This is a genomic window from Streptomyces sp. C36 (assembly GCF_040932295.1).
Classification (GTDB): domain Bacteria; phylum Actinomycetota; class Actinomycetes; order Streptomycetales; family Streptomycetaceae; genus Streptomyces; species Streptomyces triculaminicus.
Genome location: NZ_JBFQGI010000005.1, coordinates 303478 through 321324, shown reverse-complemented (window position 1 = coordinate 321324; position 17847 = coordinate 303478). Strand labels below are relative to the sequence as shown.

At 71.4% G+C, this 17847-nt stretch carries 16 protein-coding genes; 6 read left to right on the top strand and 10 right to left on the bottom strand.

Annotated elements, in window-relative coordinates:
• Positions 1 to 8: 8 nt before the first annotated feature.
• Positions 9 to 2555 carry an ABC transporter permease gene (locus tag AB4K12_RS17815; RefSeq protein WP_368435094.1) on the top strand — a complete coding sequence of 849 codons (2547 nt, stop codon included), beginning with the start codon at positions 9 to 11 and terminating at the stop codon, positions 2553 to 2555.
• A 91-nt stretch (positions 2556 to 2646) separates the two neighbouring features.
• Here AB4K12_RS17815 and AB4K12_RS17810 read toward each other — a convergent pair whose 3' ends face one another.
• Positions 2647 to 3672 (bottom strand): ATP-dependent 6-phosphofructokinase, encoded by a 1026-nt coding sequence (locus AB4K12_RS17810; RefSeq protein ID WP_086568144.1) that lies wholly within the window; start codon positions 3670 to 3672, stop codon positions 2647 to 2649.
• A gap of 221 nt (positions 3673 to 3893) precedes the next feature.
• On the opposite strand from AB4K12_RS17810, the gene pta reads away from it, so the two are divergent.
• The 4 genes from pta to AB4K12_RS17790 all read left to right on the top strand — a co-directional run bounded on the left by pta (position 3894) and on the right by AB4K12_RS17790 (position 9516).
• Positions 3894 to 5990: a phosphate acetyltransferase gene (pta, locus tag AB4K12_RS17805; protein WP_368435093.1), complete on the top strand. Its 2097-nt coding sequence runs from the start codon at positions 3894 to 3896 to the stop codon at positions 5988 to 5990.
• 127 nt (positions 5991 to 6117) lie between these two features.
• A complete protein-coding gene (locus AB4K12_RS17800) occupies positions 6118 to 7329 on the top strand; it encodes an acetate kinase (protein WP_368435092.1) in 1212 nt (403 codons plus the stop codon).
• A 72-nt stretch (positions 7330 to 7401) separates the two neighbouring features.
• Positions 7402 to 8826 (top strand): pyruvate kinase, encoded by a 1425-nt coding sequence (gene pyk / locus AB4K12_RS17795; protein ID WP_368435091.1) that lies wholly within the window; start codon positions 7402 to 7404, stop codon positions 8824 to 8826.
• A gap of 252 nt (positions 8827 to 9078) precedes the next feature.
• The gene (locus AB4K12_RS17790) at positions 9079 to 9516 is read left to right on the top strand and encodes a hypothetical protein (protein ID WP_368435281.1); all 438 of its coding nucleotides are present in this window, start codon (positions 9079 to 9081) and stop codon (positions 9514 to 9516) included.
• On the opposite strand, the gene AB4K12_RS17785 is transcribed toward AB4K12_RS17790, so the two are convergent.
• The 4 genes from AB4K12_RS17785 to AB4K12_RS17770 all read right to left on the bottom strand — a co-directional run bounded on the left by AB4K12_RS17785 (position 9517) and on the right by AB4K12_RS17770 (position 13519).
• Positions 9517 to 10800, bottom strand: coding sequence for a hypothetical protein (locus AB4K12_RS17785; protein ID WP_368435090.1), 1284 nt, complete (start codon positions 10798 to 10800; stop codon positions 9517 to 9519).
• Positions 10790 to 11239 carry a DUF6114 domain-containing protein gene (locus AB4K12_RS17780; RefSeq protein WP_368435089.1) on the bottom strand — a complete coding sequence of 150 codons (450 nt, stop codon included), beginning with the start codon at positions 11237 to 11239 and terminating at the stop codon, positions 10790 to 10792. Before AB4K12_RS17780 ends, AB4K12_RS17785 begins: the two co-directional genes overlap by 11 nt.
• Positions 11240 to 11352: 113 nt before the next feature.
• A complete protein-coding gene (locus AB4K12_RS17775) occupies positions 11353 to 11982 on the bottom strand; it encodes a DUF6230 family protein (RefSeq protein ID WP_368435088.1) in 630 nt (209 codons plus the stop codon).
• 574 nt (positions 11983 to 12556) lie between these two features.
• Positions 12557 to 13519: a tetratricopeptide repeat protein gene (locus tag AB4K12_RS17770; RefSeq protein ID WP_368435087.1), complete on the bottom strand. Its 963-nt coding sequence runs from the start codon at positions 13517 to 13519 to the stop codon at positions 12557 to 12559.
• A 206-nt stretch (positions 13520 to 13725) separates the two neighbouring features.
• Between AB4K12_RS17770 and AB4K12_RS17765 the strand changes: the two genes are divergently transcribed.
• A complete protein-coding gene (locus AB4K12_RS17765) occupies positions 13726 to 14412 on the top strand; it encodes a TetR/AcrR family transcriptional regulator (RefSeq protein ID WP_368435086.1) in 687 nt (228 codons plus the stop codon).
• A 24-nt stretch (positions 14413 to 14436) separates the two neighbouring features.
• Here the strand turns inward: AB4K12_RS17765 and AB4K12_RS17760 are convergent, their stop codons facing one another.
• The 5 genes from AB4K12_RS17760 to AB4K12_RS17740 form a co-directional block, all read right to left on the bottom strand.
• The gene (locus AB4K12_RS17760) at positions 14437 to 16137 is read right to left on the bottom strand and encodes a methylmalonyl-CoA mutase (protein WP_086567701.1); all 1701 of its coding nucleotides are present in this window, start codon (positions 16135 to 16137) and stop codon (positions 14437 to 14439) included.
• Positions 16138 to 16215: 78 nt separating this feature from the next.
• Positions 16216 to 16548, bottom strand: a complete 333-nt coding sequence (locus AB4K12_RS17755; protein ID WP_086567707.1) for a DUF3817 domain-containing protein — start codon at positions 16546 to 16548, stop codon at positions 16216 to 16218.
• A 55-nt stretch (positions 16549 to 16603) separates the two neighbouring features.
• Positions 16604 to 17113, bottom strand: coding sequence for a MarR family winged helix-turn-helix transcriptional regulator (locus AB4K12_RS17750; protein ID WP_086567705.1), 510 nt, complete (start codon positions 17111 to 17113; stop codon positions 16604 to 16606).
• 79 nt (positions 17114 to 17192) lie between these two features.
• Positions 17193 to 17495 carry an MTH1187 family thiamine-binding protein gene (locus tag AB4K12_RS17745; RefSeq protein ID WP_368435085.1) on the bottom strand — a complete coding sequence of 101 codons (303 nt, stop codon included), beginning with the start codon at positions 17493 to 17495 and terminating at the stop codon, positions 17193 to 17195.
• Positions 17492 to 17836 (bottom strand): DUF3817 domain-containing protein, encoded by a 345-nt coding sequence (locus AB4K12_RS17740; RefSeq protein WP_368435084.1) that lies wholly within the window; start codon positions 17834 to 17836, stop codon positions 17492 to 17494. The genes AB4K12_RS17745 and AB4K12_RS17740 overlap by 4 nt, the downstream gene beginning before the upstream one ends.
• Positions 17837 to 17847 lie beyond the last annotated feature (11 nt).

Sequence of the window (17847 nt, the reverse complement as noted above, 5' to 3'; positions counted from 1 at the left end):
ACCCCGAAATGTTCCGTACCGCCCTGCGCAATCTCCTCGCGCACAAAACCCGGCTGATGATGACCGCGCTCGCGGTCCTCCTCGGCACCGCCTTCGTCTCCGGCACCCTCGTCTTCAGCGACTCCGTCGGCAGCGCCTTCCGCGACCGGATGTCCAAGAGCCTCGGCGACGTCGCCGTCTCCGTCACCGCGGGCGGCGGCCGCCCCGGCACCGACGCCGAGGCGGAGGCCGCGCGGCCCCTCGACGACCGCGTCGTCGACTCCATACGCGCCCTGCCCGGCGTGGCCGCCGTACGCCCGTCCGTCGGCGGCGCGGCCGTGATCGCGGACAAGGGGAACAATCCCGCCGGCAGCGAGTGGGGCAGCACCGGCGCCAACTACGTACCCGGCGCGAACGGCAAGGACAGCCGCTACCCGATCGTCAAGGGCCGGGGCCCCGCCGCCGAGGGCGAGATCGTCCTGGACGCGAAGACGGCCGGGAAGGCGGGCGCCGAGGTCGGCGGCACCGTCCGGCTCGCCGTCGACGGCCCGGTGATGACCAAGAAGCTCGTCGGCATCGCCGCGACCGACGACCCGCGCGTCAGCGCGGGCGGCAGCCTCGCCCTGTTCGACACGGCGACCGCGCAGAAGCTCTTCGGCAAGCCCGGCGAGTTCAGCGAGCTCGTCGTCTCCGCGACCCCCGGCACCGACCAGCAGAAGCTGACGGCCGAGGTCCGCCGGGTGCTGCCGCGGTCCTTCGAGGCGCAGAGCGGCAAGCAGCTCGCGGCCGCCGAGTCCAAGATGATCGACGAGCAGACGAGCTCGATCCGCAAGACGCTCCTGGTCTTCGCCGGCATCTCCCTCTTCGTCGGCGTCTTCATCATCGCCAACACCTTCACCATGCTCATCGCCCAGCGCAGCCGGGAGATCGCGCTGCTGCGGGCCGTCGGCGCCACGCGCCGCCAGGTGGTGCGCTCGGTGCTGATCGAGGCGGGCCTGCTGGGCCTGACCGCCTCCGCCGTCGGCTTCGTCCTGGGCCTGGGCGTGGCCACCGGCCTGCGCTCGGTGCTGAACGCGACCGGCGCGAGTCTGCCGGACGGCCCGCTGGTCGTCACGCCGACGGCCGCGCTGACCGCCCTCGGCGTCGGCGTCGTGGTGACCGTGCTCGCCGCGTGGCTGCCCTCCCGCAAGGCCGCGCGGATCGCCCCGGTCGAGGCGCTGGCCGCCGTCGACCAGGCGCCGGCCACCCGCGGCCTCGTCCTGCGCAACTCCCTCGGCGCGGCCCTCACCGGCCTCGGCGTGGCGACCATGCTGTACGTCACCACGTTCAAGGACAGCAGCGGCATGCAGTACGCCATGGCCGGCTCGGCGCTCACCCTCGCCGGCGTGATCGTCCTGGCCCCGCTGCTCTCCCGCCCGTTCGTCCATCTCTTCGGACGGCTCGCGATCCGGCTCTCCGGCGTCAGCGGCAAGCTCGCCCGTCAGAACGCGCTGCGCAACCCGCGCCGCACCGCCGCCACCGCGTCCGCCCTGATGATCGGCCTCACCCTGATCACCGGCCTGACCGTGGCCGCCGTCTCGGCGGACCGGGGCATGGCCAAGCTCGGCCCGCAGGACCTGACCGCCGACTACAAGGTCAGCTCCTCCAGCTACCAGGGACTCTCCCCCGAGATCGCCAGGACGCTCGCCGGGCAGCCCGGCGTCGACGCGGCCGTCGCGCTGCGCACGACCGGCTTCCGGACGGACGACCACCCCTCGCTCGCCCTGGCCACGGATGTCGCGGCCATCGCCAAGGTGGCGGACGTCCGTATGGTCAGCGGCTCGCTGTCCGACGTCCGCGGCACAGCGACCGTCGCGGTCTCCGAGACGTTCGCGAAGGACCGGGGCCTGAAGGCCGGTGCCGCCCTGCCGATGTCCTTCTACGACGGGAAGAAGGCCGCCCCGCGCGTCGTCGCCGTCTACCGGGACAACGACGTGCTCTCCTCGGTCCTCACCGCCCCCGCCCTCCTGGACCCGCACATGGACAAGGTGCGCGACGACCAGGTGCTGCTGAAGGCCGCCCCGGGCCGGGCGAAGGACCTGCCGGTCAAGATCAAGGAGACGCTCGGCGGCAACCCGCTCATCAAGGTCCAGAGCCAGGACGACCTGCGTCGCGCCGACGCCGGCAGCATCGACGACATCCTCTACCTGATGTACGGGCTGCTGGGCATGGCCGTCGTCATCGCCGTCATCGGCGTCGTCAACACCCTGGCCATGTCGGTCTTCGAGCGGACCCGGGAGATCGGGATGCTGCGCGCGATCGGCCTGGACCGGCGCGAGGTCAAGCGGATGGTCCGGCTGGAGTCCGTGATGATCGCGATGTTCGGCGCGGTGCTGGGCGTCGGGGTCGGCGTCTTCCTCGCCTGGTCCGGCGGCCACCTGCTGCGCTCGTCCTTCCCGCAGTACGCCATGGTCGTGCCGTGGGGTCGGATCGGGGTGTTCCTGCTGCTGGCCCTCGCGGTCGGCGTGCTGGCCGCGGTCTGGCCGGCCCGCCGGGCGGCGAAGCTGGACACGCTGGAGGCGATCGGGGCGCAGTAGGCGGCGCGGCACGACGCGTACACGAAAGGGCGGCGGGTCCAGTGGACCCGCCGCCCTTCGTCACTCTCGAGGAGAGGTACGGAAGTACGGTCTAGAAGACCGACTCCGCCTCGTTCATCCGGTTCTCCGGGACGCGCTTGAGCTCGGTCACCGCGTCGGCCAGCGGCACCATCGTGATGTCGGTGCCCTTCAGCGCGGTCATCTTGCCGAAGTCGCCGCGATGGGCGGCCTCGACCGCGTGCCAGCCGAAGCGGGTGGCGAGGACGCGGTCGTACGCGGTGGGCGTGCCGCCGCGCTGCACATGGCCGAGGATGACCGGGCGGGCCTCCTTGCCCAGGCGGCGCTCGAGCTCACCGGCGAGCTTGGTGCCGATGCCGGCGAAGCGCTCGTGACCGAACTGGTCTATGGCGCCCTTGGCGTAGTCCATGGACCCCTCGGCGGGGTGGGCGCCCTCGGCGACGCAGATGACGGCGAACTTCTTGCCTCGGGCGAAGCGCTCCTCCACCATCTTCACCAGGTCGGCCGGGTCGAAGGCACGCTCGGGCAGGCAGATGCCGTGGGCGCCGCCGGCCATGCCGGACTCCAGGGCGATCCAGCCGGCGTGGCGGCCCATGACCTCGACGACCATCACCCGCTGGTGGGACTCCGCGGTGGTCTTGAGGCGGTCGATGGCCTCCGTGGCGACGCCCACGGCGGTGTCGAAACCGAAGGTGCGGTCCGTGGAGGAGATGTCGTTGTCGATGGTCTTGGGGACGCCGACGACGGGCAGGCCCGCGTCGGAGAGCATCTTGGACGCGGTGAGCGTCCCCTCGCCGCCGATCGGGATGAGCACGTCGATGCCGAGGTCGCGGGCGAGCTCCTTGGAGCTCTCGCACGCCTCGCGCAGCCGGGCGCGCTCCAGGCGGGACGAGCCGAGGATGGTGCCGCCGCGGGCCAGGATGCCGCTGACGGCGTCCAGGTCGAGCTTGCGGTGGCGGCCTTCGAGCAGCCCCTTGAAGCCGTCCTCGAAGCCGATGACCTCGTCGCCGTGGCCGACAAGCGCCCGGTGTACCACCGAACGGATGACAGCGTTCAGGCCAGGGCAGTCTCCGCCCGCGGTGAGGACTCCGATGCGCATCGTGCTGTGTCTCCTGCTCGCTACTGGTACCTGTGAGCCGGACCGATTCTGTCACGGGCCGGGCGGTAGTGCGGCACTCCGCCATCACCCCCTTGACGCGCGCCTTATCCACGGTCGCAGGTATTGTCAAGAGGTCAAGGCCACCTTAACGGGTCTAATTTCTTCCGAACGACAGTCCGAAGAACACTCGGCGAAGCACTAGGGCATCAAGGAGAGCACGCGTGACGCGCAGCGTGTACGTGACCGGGACCGACCGGGGCGACGGGCGCCAGGTCATCGAGCTGGGAGTCATGGAGCTCCTCACCCGCCACGTGGAGAAGGTGGGCGTCTTCCGCCCCCTCTTCCACGGCGACGGGCCCGACCGTCTCGTCGACCTGCTGCGCTCCCGCTACCGGCTGGCGCAGTCCGCGGAGAGCGTCGTCGGCCTGACCTACAACGAGGCCGCCGCCCTGCAGGCCGAGCACGGCACCGACGAGCTGGTCTCGCTCCTGGTGGAGCGCTTCCACGCCGTGGCCCGCGAGCACGAGTACGTACTCGTCCTGGGCACCGACTTCGCGGGCACCACCCTGCCCGACGAGCTGGCCCTCAACGCCCGGCTGGCGAACGAGTTCGCCGCCTCCGTGATCACGGTCGTCGGCGGCCAGGAGCAGTCGGCCGAGTCCGTGGACGCCGAGGCCCGCAACGCCTACCGCGCCTACGAGACGCTCGGCTGCGACGTCGTCTCCCTGGTCGTCAACCGCGTCTCGCCCGCCGACCGCGAGGCGATCGCCGAGCGGCTCTCGGCGACCCTGCCGGTGCCCTGCTACGCGCTGCCGGAGGACGGCTCGCTCTCCGCGCCGACCGTGCGCCAGATCGTGCAGAAGCTGGGCGCCGAGGTGCTGCTCGGCGATGACGCCGGCCTCTCGCGCGACGCCAAGGACTTCGTCTTCGGCGGCGCCATGCTGCCCGTCTTCCTCCCCGCTCTCACCGAGGGCTGCCTGGTGGTCACCCCCGGCGACCGCGTGGACCTGATCGTCGGCGCGCTCGCCGCGCACAGCGCGGGCGCTCCGGCCATCGCCGGTGTGCTGCTGACCCTGGACGAGCGCCCGGGCCCGGACATCCTGGCGCTGGCCGGCCGGCTCGCCCCCGGCACCCCCGTCGTCTCGGTCCCCGGCGGCTCCTTCCCCACCGCGGCCGAGCTGTTCGCGGTCGAGGGCAAGCTCGAGGCGTCCTCGCCGCGCAAGGCCGAGACCGCGCTGGGCCTCTTCGAGCGCCACGTCAACACCTCCGAGCTCACCGGCCGCATCGCCGTGGCCCGCTCCGGCCGGGTGACGCCGATGATGTTCGAGCACGAGCTCATCGAGCGCTCCCGCTCCGCCCGCCGCCGCGTGGTGCTGCCCGAGGGCACCGAGGAGCGCGTGCTGCGCGCCGCCGACGTGCTGCTGCGCCGCGACGTCTGCGACCTCATCCTGCTGGGCGAGGAGGACGTGATCCGCAAGCGCGCCGCCGAGCTGAGCATCGACCTGGCCGAGGCGCAGCTCATCGACCCGCAGTCCTCGCCGCTGCGCGAGCGCTTCGCCGAGATCTACGCCAAGGCGCGCGCCCACAAGGGCATGACCGTGGAGCTGGCGCACGACGTCGTCGCCGACGTGTCCTACTTCGGCACGCTGATGGTCCAGGAGGGCCTGGCCGACGGCATGGTCTCCGGCGCGGTGCACTCCACCGCCGCCACCATCCGCCCCGCCTTCGAGATCATCAAGACCGCGCCGGGCGCCCAGATCGTCTCCTCGGTCTTCTTCATGTGCCTGGCCGACCGGGTCCTGGTCTACGGCGACTGCGCGGTCAACCCCGACCCGAACGCCGAGCAGCTCGCGGACATCGCCATCCAGTCCGCCGAGACCGCCACCCAGTTCGGCGTGGAGCCGCGGATCGCGATGCTGTCGTACTCCACCGGCACCTCCGGATCCGGCGCGGACGTCGACAAGGTCCGCAAGGCCACCGAGCTGGTGCGCGAGCGCCGGCCGGACCTGCTGGTCGAGGGCCCGATCCAGTACGACGCCGCCGTGGACGCCGCCGTGGCGAAGACCAAGCTCCCCGGCTCCGAGGTCGCGGGCAAGGCCACGGTGCTGGTCTTCCCCGACCTCAACACGGGCAACAACACCTACAAGGCCGTGCAGCGCTCGGCCGGCGCGGTCGCGGTCGGCCCGGTCCTGCAGGGCCTGCGCAAGCCGGTCAACGACCTCTCGCGCGGCGCGCTGGTCCAGGACATCGTGAACACGGTGGCCATCACCGCCATCCAGGCCCAGGGCGAGCAGCGCGGCGAGCGCACGGAACCCTGAGCCGCACCCCCGCGTCCGTACGGCCGTACGAGCACCCGGCGGGCCCCGCGCCCGCCGGCCCGTACGGCCCCGGCACCCCACAGCCGTAGCAGCACCCCACCCGCCCCCCCTCAACCGGAAAGCCCCGATGACTTCCCACGCCACCCGAGTTCTCGTCCTCAACTCCGGCTCCTCCTCGGTCAAGTACCAGCTGCTCGACATGGCCGACGGCGCCCGCCTGGCCGTCGGGCTGGTCGAGCGCATCGGCGAGGAGACCTCGCGGCTGGCGCACACCCCGCTGGCCACGGACGGCGCCAAGCGCGAGCGCGTGGAGCCGATCGCCGACCACGCCGCCGCGCTGAACGCCGTCGCCGAGGAGCTGGCCGCCGACGGGCTGGGCCTGGACTCCCCCGAGCTGGCCGCGATCGGCCACCGCGTGGTGCACGGCGGCCGGAAGTTCACCGAGCCGACCGTGATCACCGAGGAGGTCGTCGCGGAGATCGAGCGGCTGATCCCGGTCGCCCCGCTGCACAACCCGGCCAACATCACCGGCATCCGCACCGCCCAGGCCCTGCGCCCCGACCTGCCGCAGGTCGCGGTCTTCGACACCGCCTTCCACACGACGATGCCGGAGTCCGCGGCGCGCTACGCCATCGACGTCGAGACGGCCGACGCCCACCGCATCCGCCGCTACGGCTTCCACGGCACCTCGCACGCCTACGTCTCCCGCGCCACGGCCGAGCTGCTGGGCAAGGACCCCTCCGAGGTCAACGTCATAGTCCTCCACCTGGGCAACGGCGCCTCGGCCTCGGCGGTGCGCGGCGGCCGCTGCGTGGACACCTCGATGGGCCTGACCCCGCTGGAGGGCCTGGTCATGGGCACCCGCTCCGGTGACATGGACCCCGCCGTGATCTTCCACCTGGCGCGCACCGCCGGGATGTCCGTCGACGAGATCGACTCGCTCCTGAACAAGAAGAGCGGTCTGATCGGACTGTGCGGCGACAACGACATGCGCGAGATCCGCCGGCGCGTCGACGAGGGCGACGAGCGGGCGGAGCTCGCCTTCGACATCTACGTGCACCGGCTGAAGAAGTACATCGGTGCCTACTACGCGGTTCTCGGCAGGGTCGACGCCGTGGCCTTCACCGCGGGCGTGGGCGAGAACGCCGCTCCCGTGCGCGAGGCCGCCGTGGCGGGCCTGGAGCAGCTGGGCCTGGCCGTGGACGCCGACCTCAACGCGATCCGCTCGGACGCGGCGCGGCTGATCTCCCCCGAGGGCGCCCGGGTCGCGGTGGCCGTGGTGCCGACCGACGAGGAGCTGGAGATCGCCACCCAGACGTATGCGCTGGTCAGCTCGTGATCGCCGACCTTTCCTTGGTCATTCCCACAGCTCGAATATTCCGCTCCGAAACAAACCGATAGGATCCGCCTCATGCGCCGTTCCAAAATCGTCTGCACCCTGGGCCCTGCCGTCGACTCCTACGACCAGCTGAAGACGCTGATCGAGGCCGGCATGAACGTGGCCCGTTTCAACATGAGCCACGGGACCCACGCGGAGCACGAGGAGCGGTACAACCGCCTCCGTAAGGCCGTGGAGGAGACCGGGCGCGCGGTCGGCGTGCTCGCCGACCTGCAGGGCCCGAAGATCCGCCTGGAGACCTTCGCGGACGGTCCCGTCGAGCTGGTGCGCGGCGACGAGTTCACGATCACCATCGACGACGTCCCGGGCGACAGGACCATCTGTGGCACGACCTACAAGGGTCTGCCGGGCGACGTCGTCAAGGGCGACCAGGTCCTGATCAACGACGGCAACGTCGAGCTGCGCGTCACCGAGGTCGACGGCCCCCGGGTCAAGACGATCGTCATCGAGGGCGGCGTCATCTCCGACCACAAGGGCATCAACCTGCCCGGCGCGGCGGTGAACGTCCCGGCGCTGTCCGAGAAGGACATCGACGACCTGAAGTTCGCGCTCGCCATGGGCTGCGACATGGTCGCGCTGTCCTTCGTCCGCGACGCCGCCGACGTCCGCGACGTGCACCGCGTCATGGACGAGGTCGGCCGCCGCGTGCCGGTCATCGCCAAGGTCGAGAAGCCGCAGGCCGTCGACAACATGGCGGAGGTCGTCATGGCCTTCGACGGTGTCATGGTGGCCCGTGGCGACCTGGCCGTGGAGTACCCCCTCGAGCGCGTCCCGATGGTGCAGAAGCGCCTCATCGAGCTGTGCCGCCGCAACGCCAAGCCGGTGATCGTCGCCACCCAGATGATGGAGTCGATGATCACCAACTCGCGCCCCACGCGCGCCGAGGCGTCCGACGTCGCCAACGCGATCCTGGACGGCGCGGACGCGGTCATGCTCTCCGCCGAGTCGTCGGTGGGCGCCTACCCGATCGAGACCGTCAAGACGATGTCCCGCATCGTCGAGGCGGCCGAGGAGGAGCTGCTCTCCAAGGGCCTCCAGCCGCTGGTGCCGGGCAAGAAGCCGCGCACCCAGGGCGGTTCCGTCGCCCGCGCAGCGTGCGAGATCGCGGACTTCCTGGGCGCCAAGTCGCTGGTCGCCTTCACCAAGTCCGGTGACACCGCCCGCCGCCTGGCCCGCTACCGCGCGGCCCAGCCGATCCTGGCCTTCACCACGGACGCCTCCACCCGCAACCAGCTCACCCTGAGCTGGGGCGTCGAGACCTTCGTCGTCCCGCACGTGGAGAACACCGACGCGATGGTCGACCTCGTCGACGCCGAGCTGCTGAAGCTCAAGCGCTACAACGACGGCGACACCATGATCATCACGGCCGGCTCCCCGCCCGGCATCCCCGGCACCACCAACATGGTGCGGGTCCACCACCTGGGCGAGAACCGCTAGGTTCGCGCAGCACGACGGCCGTCACCCCCGCTGGGGTGGCGGCCGTCGCCTTTTCCGGGACGTCCAGGGTTTTCCGTGGTGTCCAGGGTTTCCGTGGTGTCCCAGGTCTTTTCGGGGCGTCTCCGGCCTTCCGGGACGCCCCCGGGGCGGAGGCGCTCGCGACGGCCGCCCCGCGCGCGGGGCCGGGGGCGGCATGCCATACCGTTCGCTCCCTGAATCACGCACCACCCGCAAGGAGCACCCGTGTCCCTCATGGACCGCCGCCGCAGACAGACCTTCGAAGCCGCGACCCCGATGCTGGCCGCCGATGAACGGGTCGACCTCATCACCTGCGCCAACGTCGGCACCGTCTCGGTGCGCCGGCAGGTGGCGGCCGCCGCGCTCGTCGGCGTGCTCAGCGGCGGCACCATGATGGCGACGGTCCGCCCGCGGCAGATGTACCTCCTCCTCACGGACCGGCGCCTGCTGTTCTTCGACGCCTCGACCGCGACCGGGAAGCCGGGCAAGCTCCTGATAGAGCTGGCGCGCCCCTACGTGGCGGCGTGCCCGGCGCGCAAGGGCATGCTCGGCCTCACGCTGATCATCGAACTGGCCCTGGCCGGCCAGGCCGAAGGCCTCAGACTGACCTTCCCGTCCCCGTGCCGGGCGGACGGCCGGCAGCTGATGGGACTCCTGCCGGCCGCCCCCTGATCAGGAGTACGTGCCCTCCGTCAGGTACTGGTGGAGGTTCGGGATGTGGAGCGTCCCGCCGTACTGGCCCGACTGGCGGATCTTCACGTCGGTGAAGAAGATCGGGATCGGCAGCTTCACGCCCGGGATCAGCGGGGGCGGGCTCGTCGGCGACTGCGTCGCCGGGATCAGCCCCAGCAGCTTGCCCTTCAGCTCCTCGGTGTACATGGTGATCCGGCCACCGCCGACCGTGGACTCCGTGCCCATGCCGGCCACGTGGTACTGCTTGCCCTGGCTGTTGACGACCTGGTGCAGGTCCTTGATCGCCAGCGAGTCCGCGGTGAACTTCAGGACGGACTTCTGCTGCCCGTTCACCGTCGTGATCTTCTTGACGCCCTCGTAGGTCAGCCCGGTCAGGGTGAGCCTGCTCGCCTCCAGGTACCAGGGCTGGTTGGGGAAGGCGCGCTTCTCGTTCTCGTCGATGACGTTGGGGCGGGGGCAGGGCTTCGGGGTCTTGTCGGTGTCCCCCGAGGCGGACGGGGACGGCGACGGCGACGGTGACGCCGAGTCCGACGCGGACGGGGCCTTGGGGGTGCCCTTGGCCTCGGGTGCTTCGCCGGCCTCGGTCGCGTCCTTGGACTTGGACGCCTTGGGCGCCGCGGGCACCTTGGGTGCCTTGGGCGCCTCGGGCTGCCGGCCGGACGGGGACGGCGACGCCGAGGGCGAGGCGGAGGGGGTGGGCGACGCGCCCGTACCGTCCGGCTTCGCGTCCCCCTTGCGGCCCGTGAGGATGTCGCCGAGCTTCTCGCCGAGCCCCAGCGGATCCAGCGGATTCGTCTTCTTGGACGGAGACACGGACGGCGAGGGGGACGACGACGGTGACGGCGAAGCCGTCGGCGGCTTCGCGGACGGCGTGCCGGAGGGCTCGCGGCCCCGGCTCGTCGCGCCGCTGTCCTTGCCGTCCGGCTTGGCCGACGCGGACGCCGACGAGGACGGGGACGGCGACGCGGATCCGGACGGGGTCGGCTCGTCCGTCGGCCCGGGCGATTCCTCCGGGGCGGCGTCCGGCGCGGTCACGCACCCCGCGTCCCCGAAGGGGTTCACCGGCGGTACGGGCCGGGCCTGCGCCAGCGTCGGCGTGAGGCCCATGCCCATCAGCACCGCGCTGGGCATCGCCGCGAGGGCGACCGCCTTCCCGGCCGGCATGTGCAGCCGGGAGAGCAGCGGCTTGCGGGGCGCGGCATGCCGCGGGCCGGATCTGGTGGGGCCGTCGGGGCGGCCGTCGTGTTCGTGGTCAGTCGGCACGGTGGCTCCCGCCGGAGTGCTCGACGGCGGCCGGCGCCGGCGGCCTGCCGGGCGCCCACGAGACGCCGAGCGCGCCCCCGATGAGGGCGAGCAGGAAGCCGACCAGGAAGGCGCCGAAATTGGAGACGACCAGGGAGACCAGAGCGAGCAGGATCGCGGCGACGCCCGCGAAGACCCTCGACTGCGGCTGGTACCACATGGTCAGTCCGAGCACGATCAGCAGCACGCCGATGATCAGCGAGCCGGCGCCCGCCGTCGTGGCCATGCGGATGTGCAGGTCGCCCAGAGTCATCGTCTGGTACGGGATGTACATGATCGGTACGCCGGCCAGTATGCACAACAGCCCGCCCCAGAAGGGGCGGCGGCCCCGCCAGTCCCAGAATGAACGGCGGGTGCGGCCGAGAGTGTCGATCAGCCGTGGTCGCGTTTCGGCGCTCATGGTGTACAGCTCCTCGGGACTGGCGAATCGGTGGTGCGTGGCGCGAAGGGACGCGGGGACGGTACGGGCACGGGGACGCGGAAGCACCGCCCCGTACCCGACCGCTCAGTGCGTCACCCGGGGCACTTGCCGGCGCCCGTGCTGACACTCATGTGCAGGCCCGGGAGCGTGAACGAGCCCGCCGAGGTCGCCCAGGCGCGCTGGTTGACGTCGGTGAACTCCACCTCGTCGGCCTGCTGGGCGAACGAGCCCGCCACATAGGCGCCGCGCCCGTCCTTGTCCGGGGCCGCCGGCCCCGGGCCCTTGGTGGTGTCGCTCACCGAGACGCCGATGTCGACGTTGGTGAACTTGGCGTTGGCGGAGAGGTCGTCGGCGTCGATGAAGAGCTTGGTCGCCTCGACCTTCTTGTCACCGTCGCCGGCCGTCAGCTTCATCGACACGTCGCCGATGGGCGTCGGGATGGTCACCGCCTGGCAGAGCTTGGTGATCTCCGCCGAGTTGATGCCGACCACCGCGACGGGCTTGTTGCCCTTCTTGGTCTGGTCGAGCGCGCCGTACTGGACGAACCCCTTGCCGTTGAGGCTCTTGGCCGTCACCTGGAACTGCTGGCCGGAGACGCTGAACGACGCCGCCAGCGCGCCCTGGGCGAGCGCGACGCCGATCGCGGCCGTCGCCGCGACGCTCGGCACCATCACGACGGCGAACCGACGCCATCTGGTGCCCCCACGAGTCTGGGACTTCACCACTTTCCTCCTTCTCGGACGTACATCTCCGGCCGCGGGCGTCTTCGGCCCGCGCCGGGATGGGAGAAGTGCTACGTCCTCGGGAAGGAGATCGCCGTCGCACGTGACGGCGCGCATCGCGCCCGCTGCACATCGGCGTTCACCCCCGAGCGACAACCACTGGCCACGCCTTCGCGCAACCGCGGGAACAGGCCCTGCCGTTGGCGGCGGGGACCCCCCTGTCCCAGAACCGGCGCCGGGGCACCGGTCCACCCGGTGGGGACCCACACACCGCGTGCCGACCGGTGGGACGGATCGCGGGTATGGACCGGGCTGCGCCGATCGTGGTCCATTCGCGCCCGGGGCACAAGAGGTTGATTACTCACGAGTAACGGGGCGATAACCACCGGGCGACCGGTCCGCATCGGACCACCGGGTGAAGATGCCGCAGCGTGCCCGCGCACAGGCGGAGAAAAACAGAGGAACCCGGGCGAATGCCCGGGCTCCTCTTACTGGCAGTAACAGAGCGCGCGTTTACCAAGTTTTGGCAAAGCGCGGCGACTGTGCCGCTTGGGACACAGGGGACGCGAGGCCCTTAGAACAGCGCGCGCGACAGCGCCGTACGCGCCGCCGTCACCCGCGGGTCCTCCGGACCGATCACCTCGAACAGCTCGAGCAGCCGCACCCGCGCGGCCTCCCGGTCCTCCCCCGCCGAACGCTTGACCGTGTCGATCAGCCGCCCGAAGGCGTCCGCGACGTGCCCGCCGACCAGGTCGAGGTCGGCCGCCGTGATCTGCGCCGCCACATCGCCCGGGGCGTCCGCGGCCGCCTTGCGCACCTGCTGGGGGTCCAGACCCTGGACGCGCTGCAGCAGCTCGGCCTGGGCCAGGCCCAGCCTGGCCTCGGCGTTGCCCGGGTCGCCGGACAGGACGTTCTGGTAGGCGCGCACGGCGCCGCCCAGGTCACCGGCGTCCAGCGCCTCGTGCGCGGCGCCCAGGACGGAGTCGTACGGGCTCACCGGCGCGGCCGGCGCGGCCTCGGCGCCCTGGCCCGGCTCCACGGCCACGCCCACGATGCCGAAGCGCTGCTCCGCCACCGCGATCAGCTGGTCCAGCACCTGCCGGATCTGCTCCTCGGGGGCGGCCCCCTGGAACAGCGGCAGGGCCTGCCCGGCCACCACGGCGAAGACGGCCGGGATGGACTGGACACCGAACTGCTGGAACAGCAGCTGGTTGGCCTCGACGTCGACCTTGGCGAGCACGAACCGCCCGGCGTACTCCTGCGCCAGCCGCTCCAGCAACGGGCTGAGCTGCTTGCACGGCTCGCACCAGTCGGCCCAGAAGTCGACGACGACGGGCACCTCGGCGGAGCGCTGCAGGACCTCCAGCTCGAAGCCCGCCTCGTCGACGTCGAGGACGAGCCGGACGCCGGCGCCGGGCGCCACGCCCTGGCGCGCGGCCTCGGCCCGCGCCTGCTCCGCCTTCTGCTTCGCTTCCCCGGCCGCCTTCACCGCGGCGAGGTCGACCACTCCACTCATGGACATGTTCCGTGGCTGCATGGGCCTATCCTCCCCCCTGCACGCGGTGAACCGGAAAAGTACGGCGGTAGCGGTTCCGCTGTGACGCCGGGTCCCCACCTGGCGTCCGTGGTTGTCGCTCTTACGCTACGAGCCGTAGCGTAACTGCAGGGGTGGGTTCTCCGGCAAGGTTTCCCCGTGATCTGCGTCTCACACCCGCTCCCTTACTCGGCGGTAGGGTCGGCCCCATGAGTTCCGCCCCGCCCCCCGCCCACCACCGCCCCGGCGGCGGCCGCACGGGCCGGCCCCGCGATCCCGCGGCGGACCGGGCGATCCTGCACGCGACGCGCACCGCGCTGGTCGAACTGGGCTGGGGCAAGCTGACGATGGGCGACGTGGCGGCGCGCGCCGGGGTCGCCAAGACCACCCTCTACCGTCGCTGGGCGAGCAAGAACGAGCTGGTGGTGGACGCGGTCGCCGCCCTCTTCGACGAACACCTCGAGCTCCCCGACCGGGGCAGCCTGCAGGCCGACATCGAGGGCGTCGTGCTGCGGTTCGCCGCGCTGCTGGAGCGGCCGGAGACCAAGACGGCCCTCATGGCCGTGGTCGCGGAGTCGACGCGGGACGACGCCCTGCGCGACCGGATCCGTTCCGCGATCGTCGACCGGCAGAAGTCACTGGTCCTGCTGGGGCGCGAGCGCGCGCAGGCGCGGGGGGAGCTGCCGCGGGAGGACGACCCGGAGGTCGCGGCCCGTACGGCGGATCTGATCTTCGACGTGATCGCCGGGGCCGTCGTCCACCGGACGCTGGTGAGTGCCGAGTCCGTGGACGAGGAGTGGGCACGGACGTTCGCGGGAGTGCTGGTGGGCGGGCTGGGATCCGCGACCGGGACCCACACGCCGGACGGGCTGAACAGCAGCCCGTCCGGCGTGTGAGGACGCCGCGCGCGGCGCGGGCCCTCAGAACCCGGCCGGCTCCGTGTACACGCCCCACTCCTCGCGGAGCACATCGCAGATCTCACCCATGGTGGCCTCGGCCCGAACGGCCTCGAGCATCGGCCCGATCATGTTCGAGCCGTCCCGCGCGGCGGCCAGCATGGCCTCCAGGGACCGGCGCACCTTCGCGTCGTCGCGGTGCGTCTTGCGGTCGGCCAGGACGCGCACCTGCTCGCGCTCGACCTCGTGGCTGACCCGCAGGATCTCCAGGTCGCCGGTCACCGAGCCCTCGTGGCAGTTGACGCCGACGACGCGCTTGGCGCCCTTCTCCAGGGACCGCTGGTACTGGAAGGCGCTCTCGGCGATCTCGCCGGTGAACCAGCCGTCCTCGATGCCGCGCAGGATGCCGGAGGTGATGGGGCCGATGGGGTGCCTGCCGTCGGGGTGCGCCCGCAGGCCGCGCTCCCTGATCTGCTCGAAGATCTTCTCGGCGTCGGCCTCGATGCGGTCGGTGAGCTGCTCGACGTACCAGGAGCCGCCCAGCGGGTCGGCGACGTTGGCGACGCCGGTCTCCTCCATCAGCACCTGCTGGGTGCGCAGGGCGATCTCGGCGGCCTGCTCGCTGGGCAGGGCCAGGGTCTCGTCGAGGGCGTTGGTGTGGAGGGAGTTGGTGCCGCCGAGCACGGCGGCCAGCGCCTCCACGGCCGTACGCACGACGTTGTTGTACGGCTGCTGGGCGGTGAGCGACACGCCGGCGGTCTGGGTGTGGAAGCGCAGCCACTGGGCCTTGTCGGTCTTCGCGCCGTAGACCTCCTTCATCCAGCGGGCCCAGATCCTGCGGGCCGCCCGGAACTTCGCGATCTCCTCGAAGAAGTCGAGGTGGGCGTCGAAGAAGAAGGACAGGCCCGGTGCGAAGACGTCGACGTCGAGGCCGCGGCTGAGCCCCAGCTCCACGTAGCCGAAGCCGTCGGCGAGCGTGTAGGCGAGCTCCTGCGCGGCCGTGGCCCCGGCCTCGCGGATGTGGTAGCCGGAGACGGACAGCGGCTTGTAGGCGGGGATGGAGCTCGCGCAGTGCTCCATCAGGTCGCCGATCAGGCGCAGGTGGGGCTCGGGCGGGAAGAGCCACTCCTTCTGCGCGATGTACTCCTTGAAGATGTCCGTCTGCAGGGTGCCGTTGAGGACGCCGGTGTCGACGCCCTGCCGCTCGGCGGCGACCAGGTACATGCAGAAGGCGGGGACGGCGGGCCCGCTGATCGTCATGGAGGTGGTGACGTCGCCCAGCGGGATGTCCCTGAAGAGGATCTCCATGTCGGCGGCGGAGTCTATGGCGACGCCGCAGTGGCCGACCTCGCCGAGGGAGCGGGGGTCGTCGGAGTCGCGGCCCATGAGGGTGGGCATGTCGAAGGCGACGGAGAGCCCGCCGCCGCCGGCGGCCAGGATCATCTTGTAGCGCTCGTTGGTCTGCTCGGCGTTGCCGAACCCGGCGAACTGCCGGATGGTCCAGGTCCGGCCGCGGTAGCCGGTGGCGTGCAGACCGCGGGTGAAGGGGTACTCGCCGGGCCAGCCGATCCGCTCGAAGCCCTCGTAGGTGTCGCCGGGGCGGGGGCCGTAGAGCGGCTCGACCTCGTCCCCGGACAGCGTGGTGAAGTCCGCGTCGCGCTTGCGGGCCTTGTCATAGCGGGCCTGCCAGCGGCGACGGCCCTCCTCGATGGCTTCAGCGTCCATGCCTCCGAATTTACTAGGACGTCCTAGTAAATGTCGATGGGCAACCGCCGGGCGCGTACTGCGCCCGGCGGAGAAGGGTCAGGCCTTGGCGACGGCCGGCGCCTCGTCGGCGATCATCGGCTCGATCTCCCGGACGACCTTGCGCTCGACGAAGAACGCGGCGGTCGGGATGGTGCCGGAGACCAGCACCCACAGCAGCTTGCCGACCGGCCACTTGGCCTTGGAGCCCAGGTCGAAGGCGAAGACCAGGTAGATGATGAAGAGCACGCCGTGGATCTGGGAGATCACGAGCGTGGCGCCCGCCCCGGTGTCGAAGCCGTACTTGAAGACCATGGCGGCGCAGAGCACCAGCAGCATCACGGCGGTCAGATAGGCCATCACCCGGTAGCGGGTCAGCACGCTTCGCTTCATGCCCATGAGCGTAACCGCCCGATTTGCGGGATCTTCGCGCGGGTCGGCCCGCGCGTCAGTCCTCGGCGAAGTCGCCGGAGGCGACCCGCAGGGGCCGCAGCATCCGGAAGATGTCCCCGCACTCCTCCGCGTCGTACGCGCCGAGCCCGAAGTCCATCGCCATCAGGTCGCGGGTGGCCGACTCGACGACCTCGCGGCCCTTGCCGGTGATCGAGGCGAGCGTGCCGCGGCCGTCGTTGGGGTTGGGCCGCTTGTCCACCAGGCCGGCCTTGACCAGGCGGTCCACGGTGTTGGTGACCGACGTCGGGTGGACCATCAGCCGCTCGCCGATCTTGGACATCGGCAGTTCCCCGGCCTTGGAGAAGGTCAGCAGCACCAGCGCCTCGTAGCGCGCGAAGGTGAGCCCGTACGGCTTGACGACCGCGTCGACCTGTCCGAGCAGGATCTGGTGCGCCCGCATGATCGAGGTAATCGCGGCCATGGAGGGCACCGATCCCCAGCGCTGCTTCCAGAGCTCGTCGGCGCGGGCGATGGGGTCGAACGGGAGGCTGAGCGGCTTCGGCACCCGACCGACCATACCGGGCGGTCGCATCCCGATCTCCCCCATCCCGGATATCGGGACGCGACCACGGCGGCGCGGGGCGTCAGGCCCCGCCCTGCTCCAGATAGCGCTCGACCGTGGCGACCTTGGACGTGAGCCCGTCCGTGACGCCCTCGCGGATGTCGGCCTTCAGGACGAGCGAGACGCGTCCGCAGCGCGCCTCGACGGCGGCGACGGCGCGCTTGACGACGTCCATGACCTCGTCCCACTCGCCCTCGACGGAGGTGAACATCGCGTCCGTGCGGTTCGGCAGCCCGGACTCGCGGACGACGCGGACCGCGTCGGCGACGTACTCGCCGACGTCCTCGCCGACGCCGACCGGGGAGACGGAGAAGGCGACGATCATGCGTTGACCACGCTCTCCTTGCGGGCGCGGGCGGCGATGACGCTCGCCTCGGCCTCGCGGCGCAGCTTGCGCTCGGCGAAGAAGCCGCCGAAGGGCAGGACGGAGAGGACGAAGTAGAGGGCCGCGGTCTTCAGGTCCCACTTGGTCTTGTTCCAGGCGTCGAGCCAGAAGATGACGTAGATGATGAAGAGGATGCCGTGGACGGCGCCCATCACCGGAACGGCGTTGAAGTCGGTGGTGCGCTTGAGCACCGAGCAGACGCCCAGCAGCAGGAAGGAAATGGCCTCCGGGGCGGAGACCAGGCGGAGCCGGCGCAGGGCGGAGGCGGTCATGAGGTCCACGGGGGCACACC

Coding starts and splice junctions, on each gene's coding strand:
- AB4K12_RS17815 (WP_368435094.1), top strand. CDS start 9: ATGTTCCGTACCGCCCTGCGCAATCTCCTCGCGCACAAAACCCGGCTG.
- AB4K12_RS17810 (WP_086568144.1), bottom strand. CDS start 3,672: ATGCGCATCGGAGTCCTCACCGCGGGCGGAGACTGCCCTGGCCTGAAC.
- AB4K12_RS17800 (WP_368435092.1), top strand. CDS start 6,118: ATGACTTCCCACGCCACCCGAGTTCTCGTCCTCAACTCCGGCTCCTCC.
- pyk (WP_368435091.1), top strand. CDS start 7,402: ATGCGCCGTTCCAAAATCGTCTGCACCCTGGGCCCTGCCGTCGACTCC.
- AB4K12_RS17790 (WP_368435281.1), top strand. CDS start 9,079: ATGGACCGCCGCCGCAGACAGACCTTCGAAGCCGCGACCCCGATGCTG.
- AB4K12_RS17780 (WP_368435089.1), bottom strand. CDS start 11,239: ATGAGCGCCGAAACGCGACCACGGCTGATCGACACTCTCGGCCGCACC.
- AB4K12_RS17770 (WP_368435087.1), bottom strand. CDS start 13,519: ATGCAGCCACGGAACATGTCCATGAGTGGAGTGGTCGACCTCGCCGCG.
- AB4K12_RS17765 (WP_368435086.1), top strand. CDS start 13,726: ATGAGTTCCGCCCCGCCCCCCGCCCACCACCGCCCCGGCGGCGGCCGC.
- AB4K12_RS17760 (WP_086567701.1), bottom strand. CDS start 16,137: ATGGACGCTGAAGCCATCGAGGAGGGCCGTCGCCGCTGGCAGGCCCGC.
- AB4K12_RS17755 (WP_086567707.1), bottom strand. CDS start 16,548: ATGAAGCGAAGCGTGCTGACCCGCTACCGGGTGATGGCCTATCTGACC.
- AB4K12_RS17745 (WP_368435085.1), bottom strand. CDS start 17,495: ATGATCGTCGCCTTCTCCGTCTCCCCGGTCGGCGTCGGCGAGGACGTC.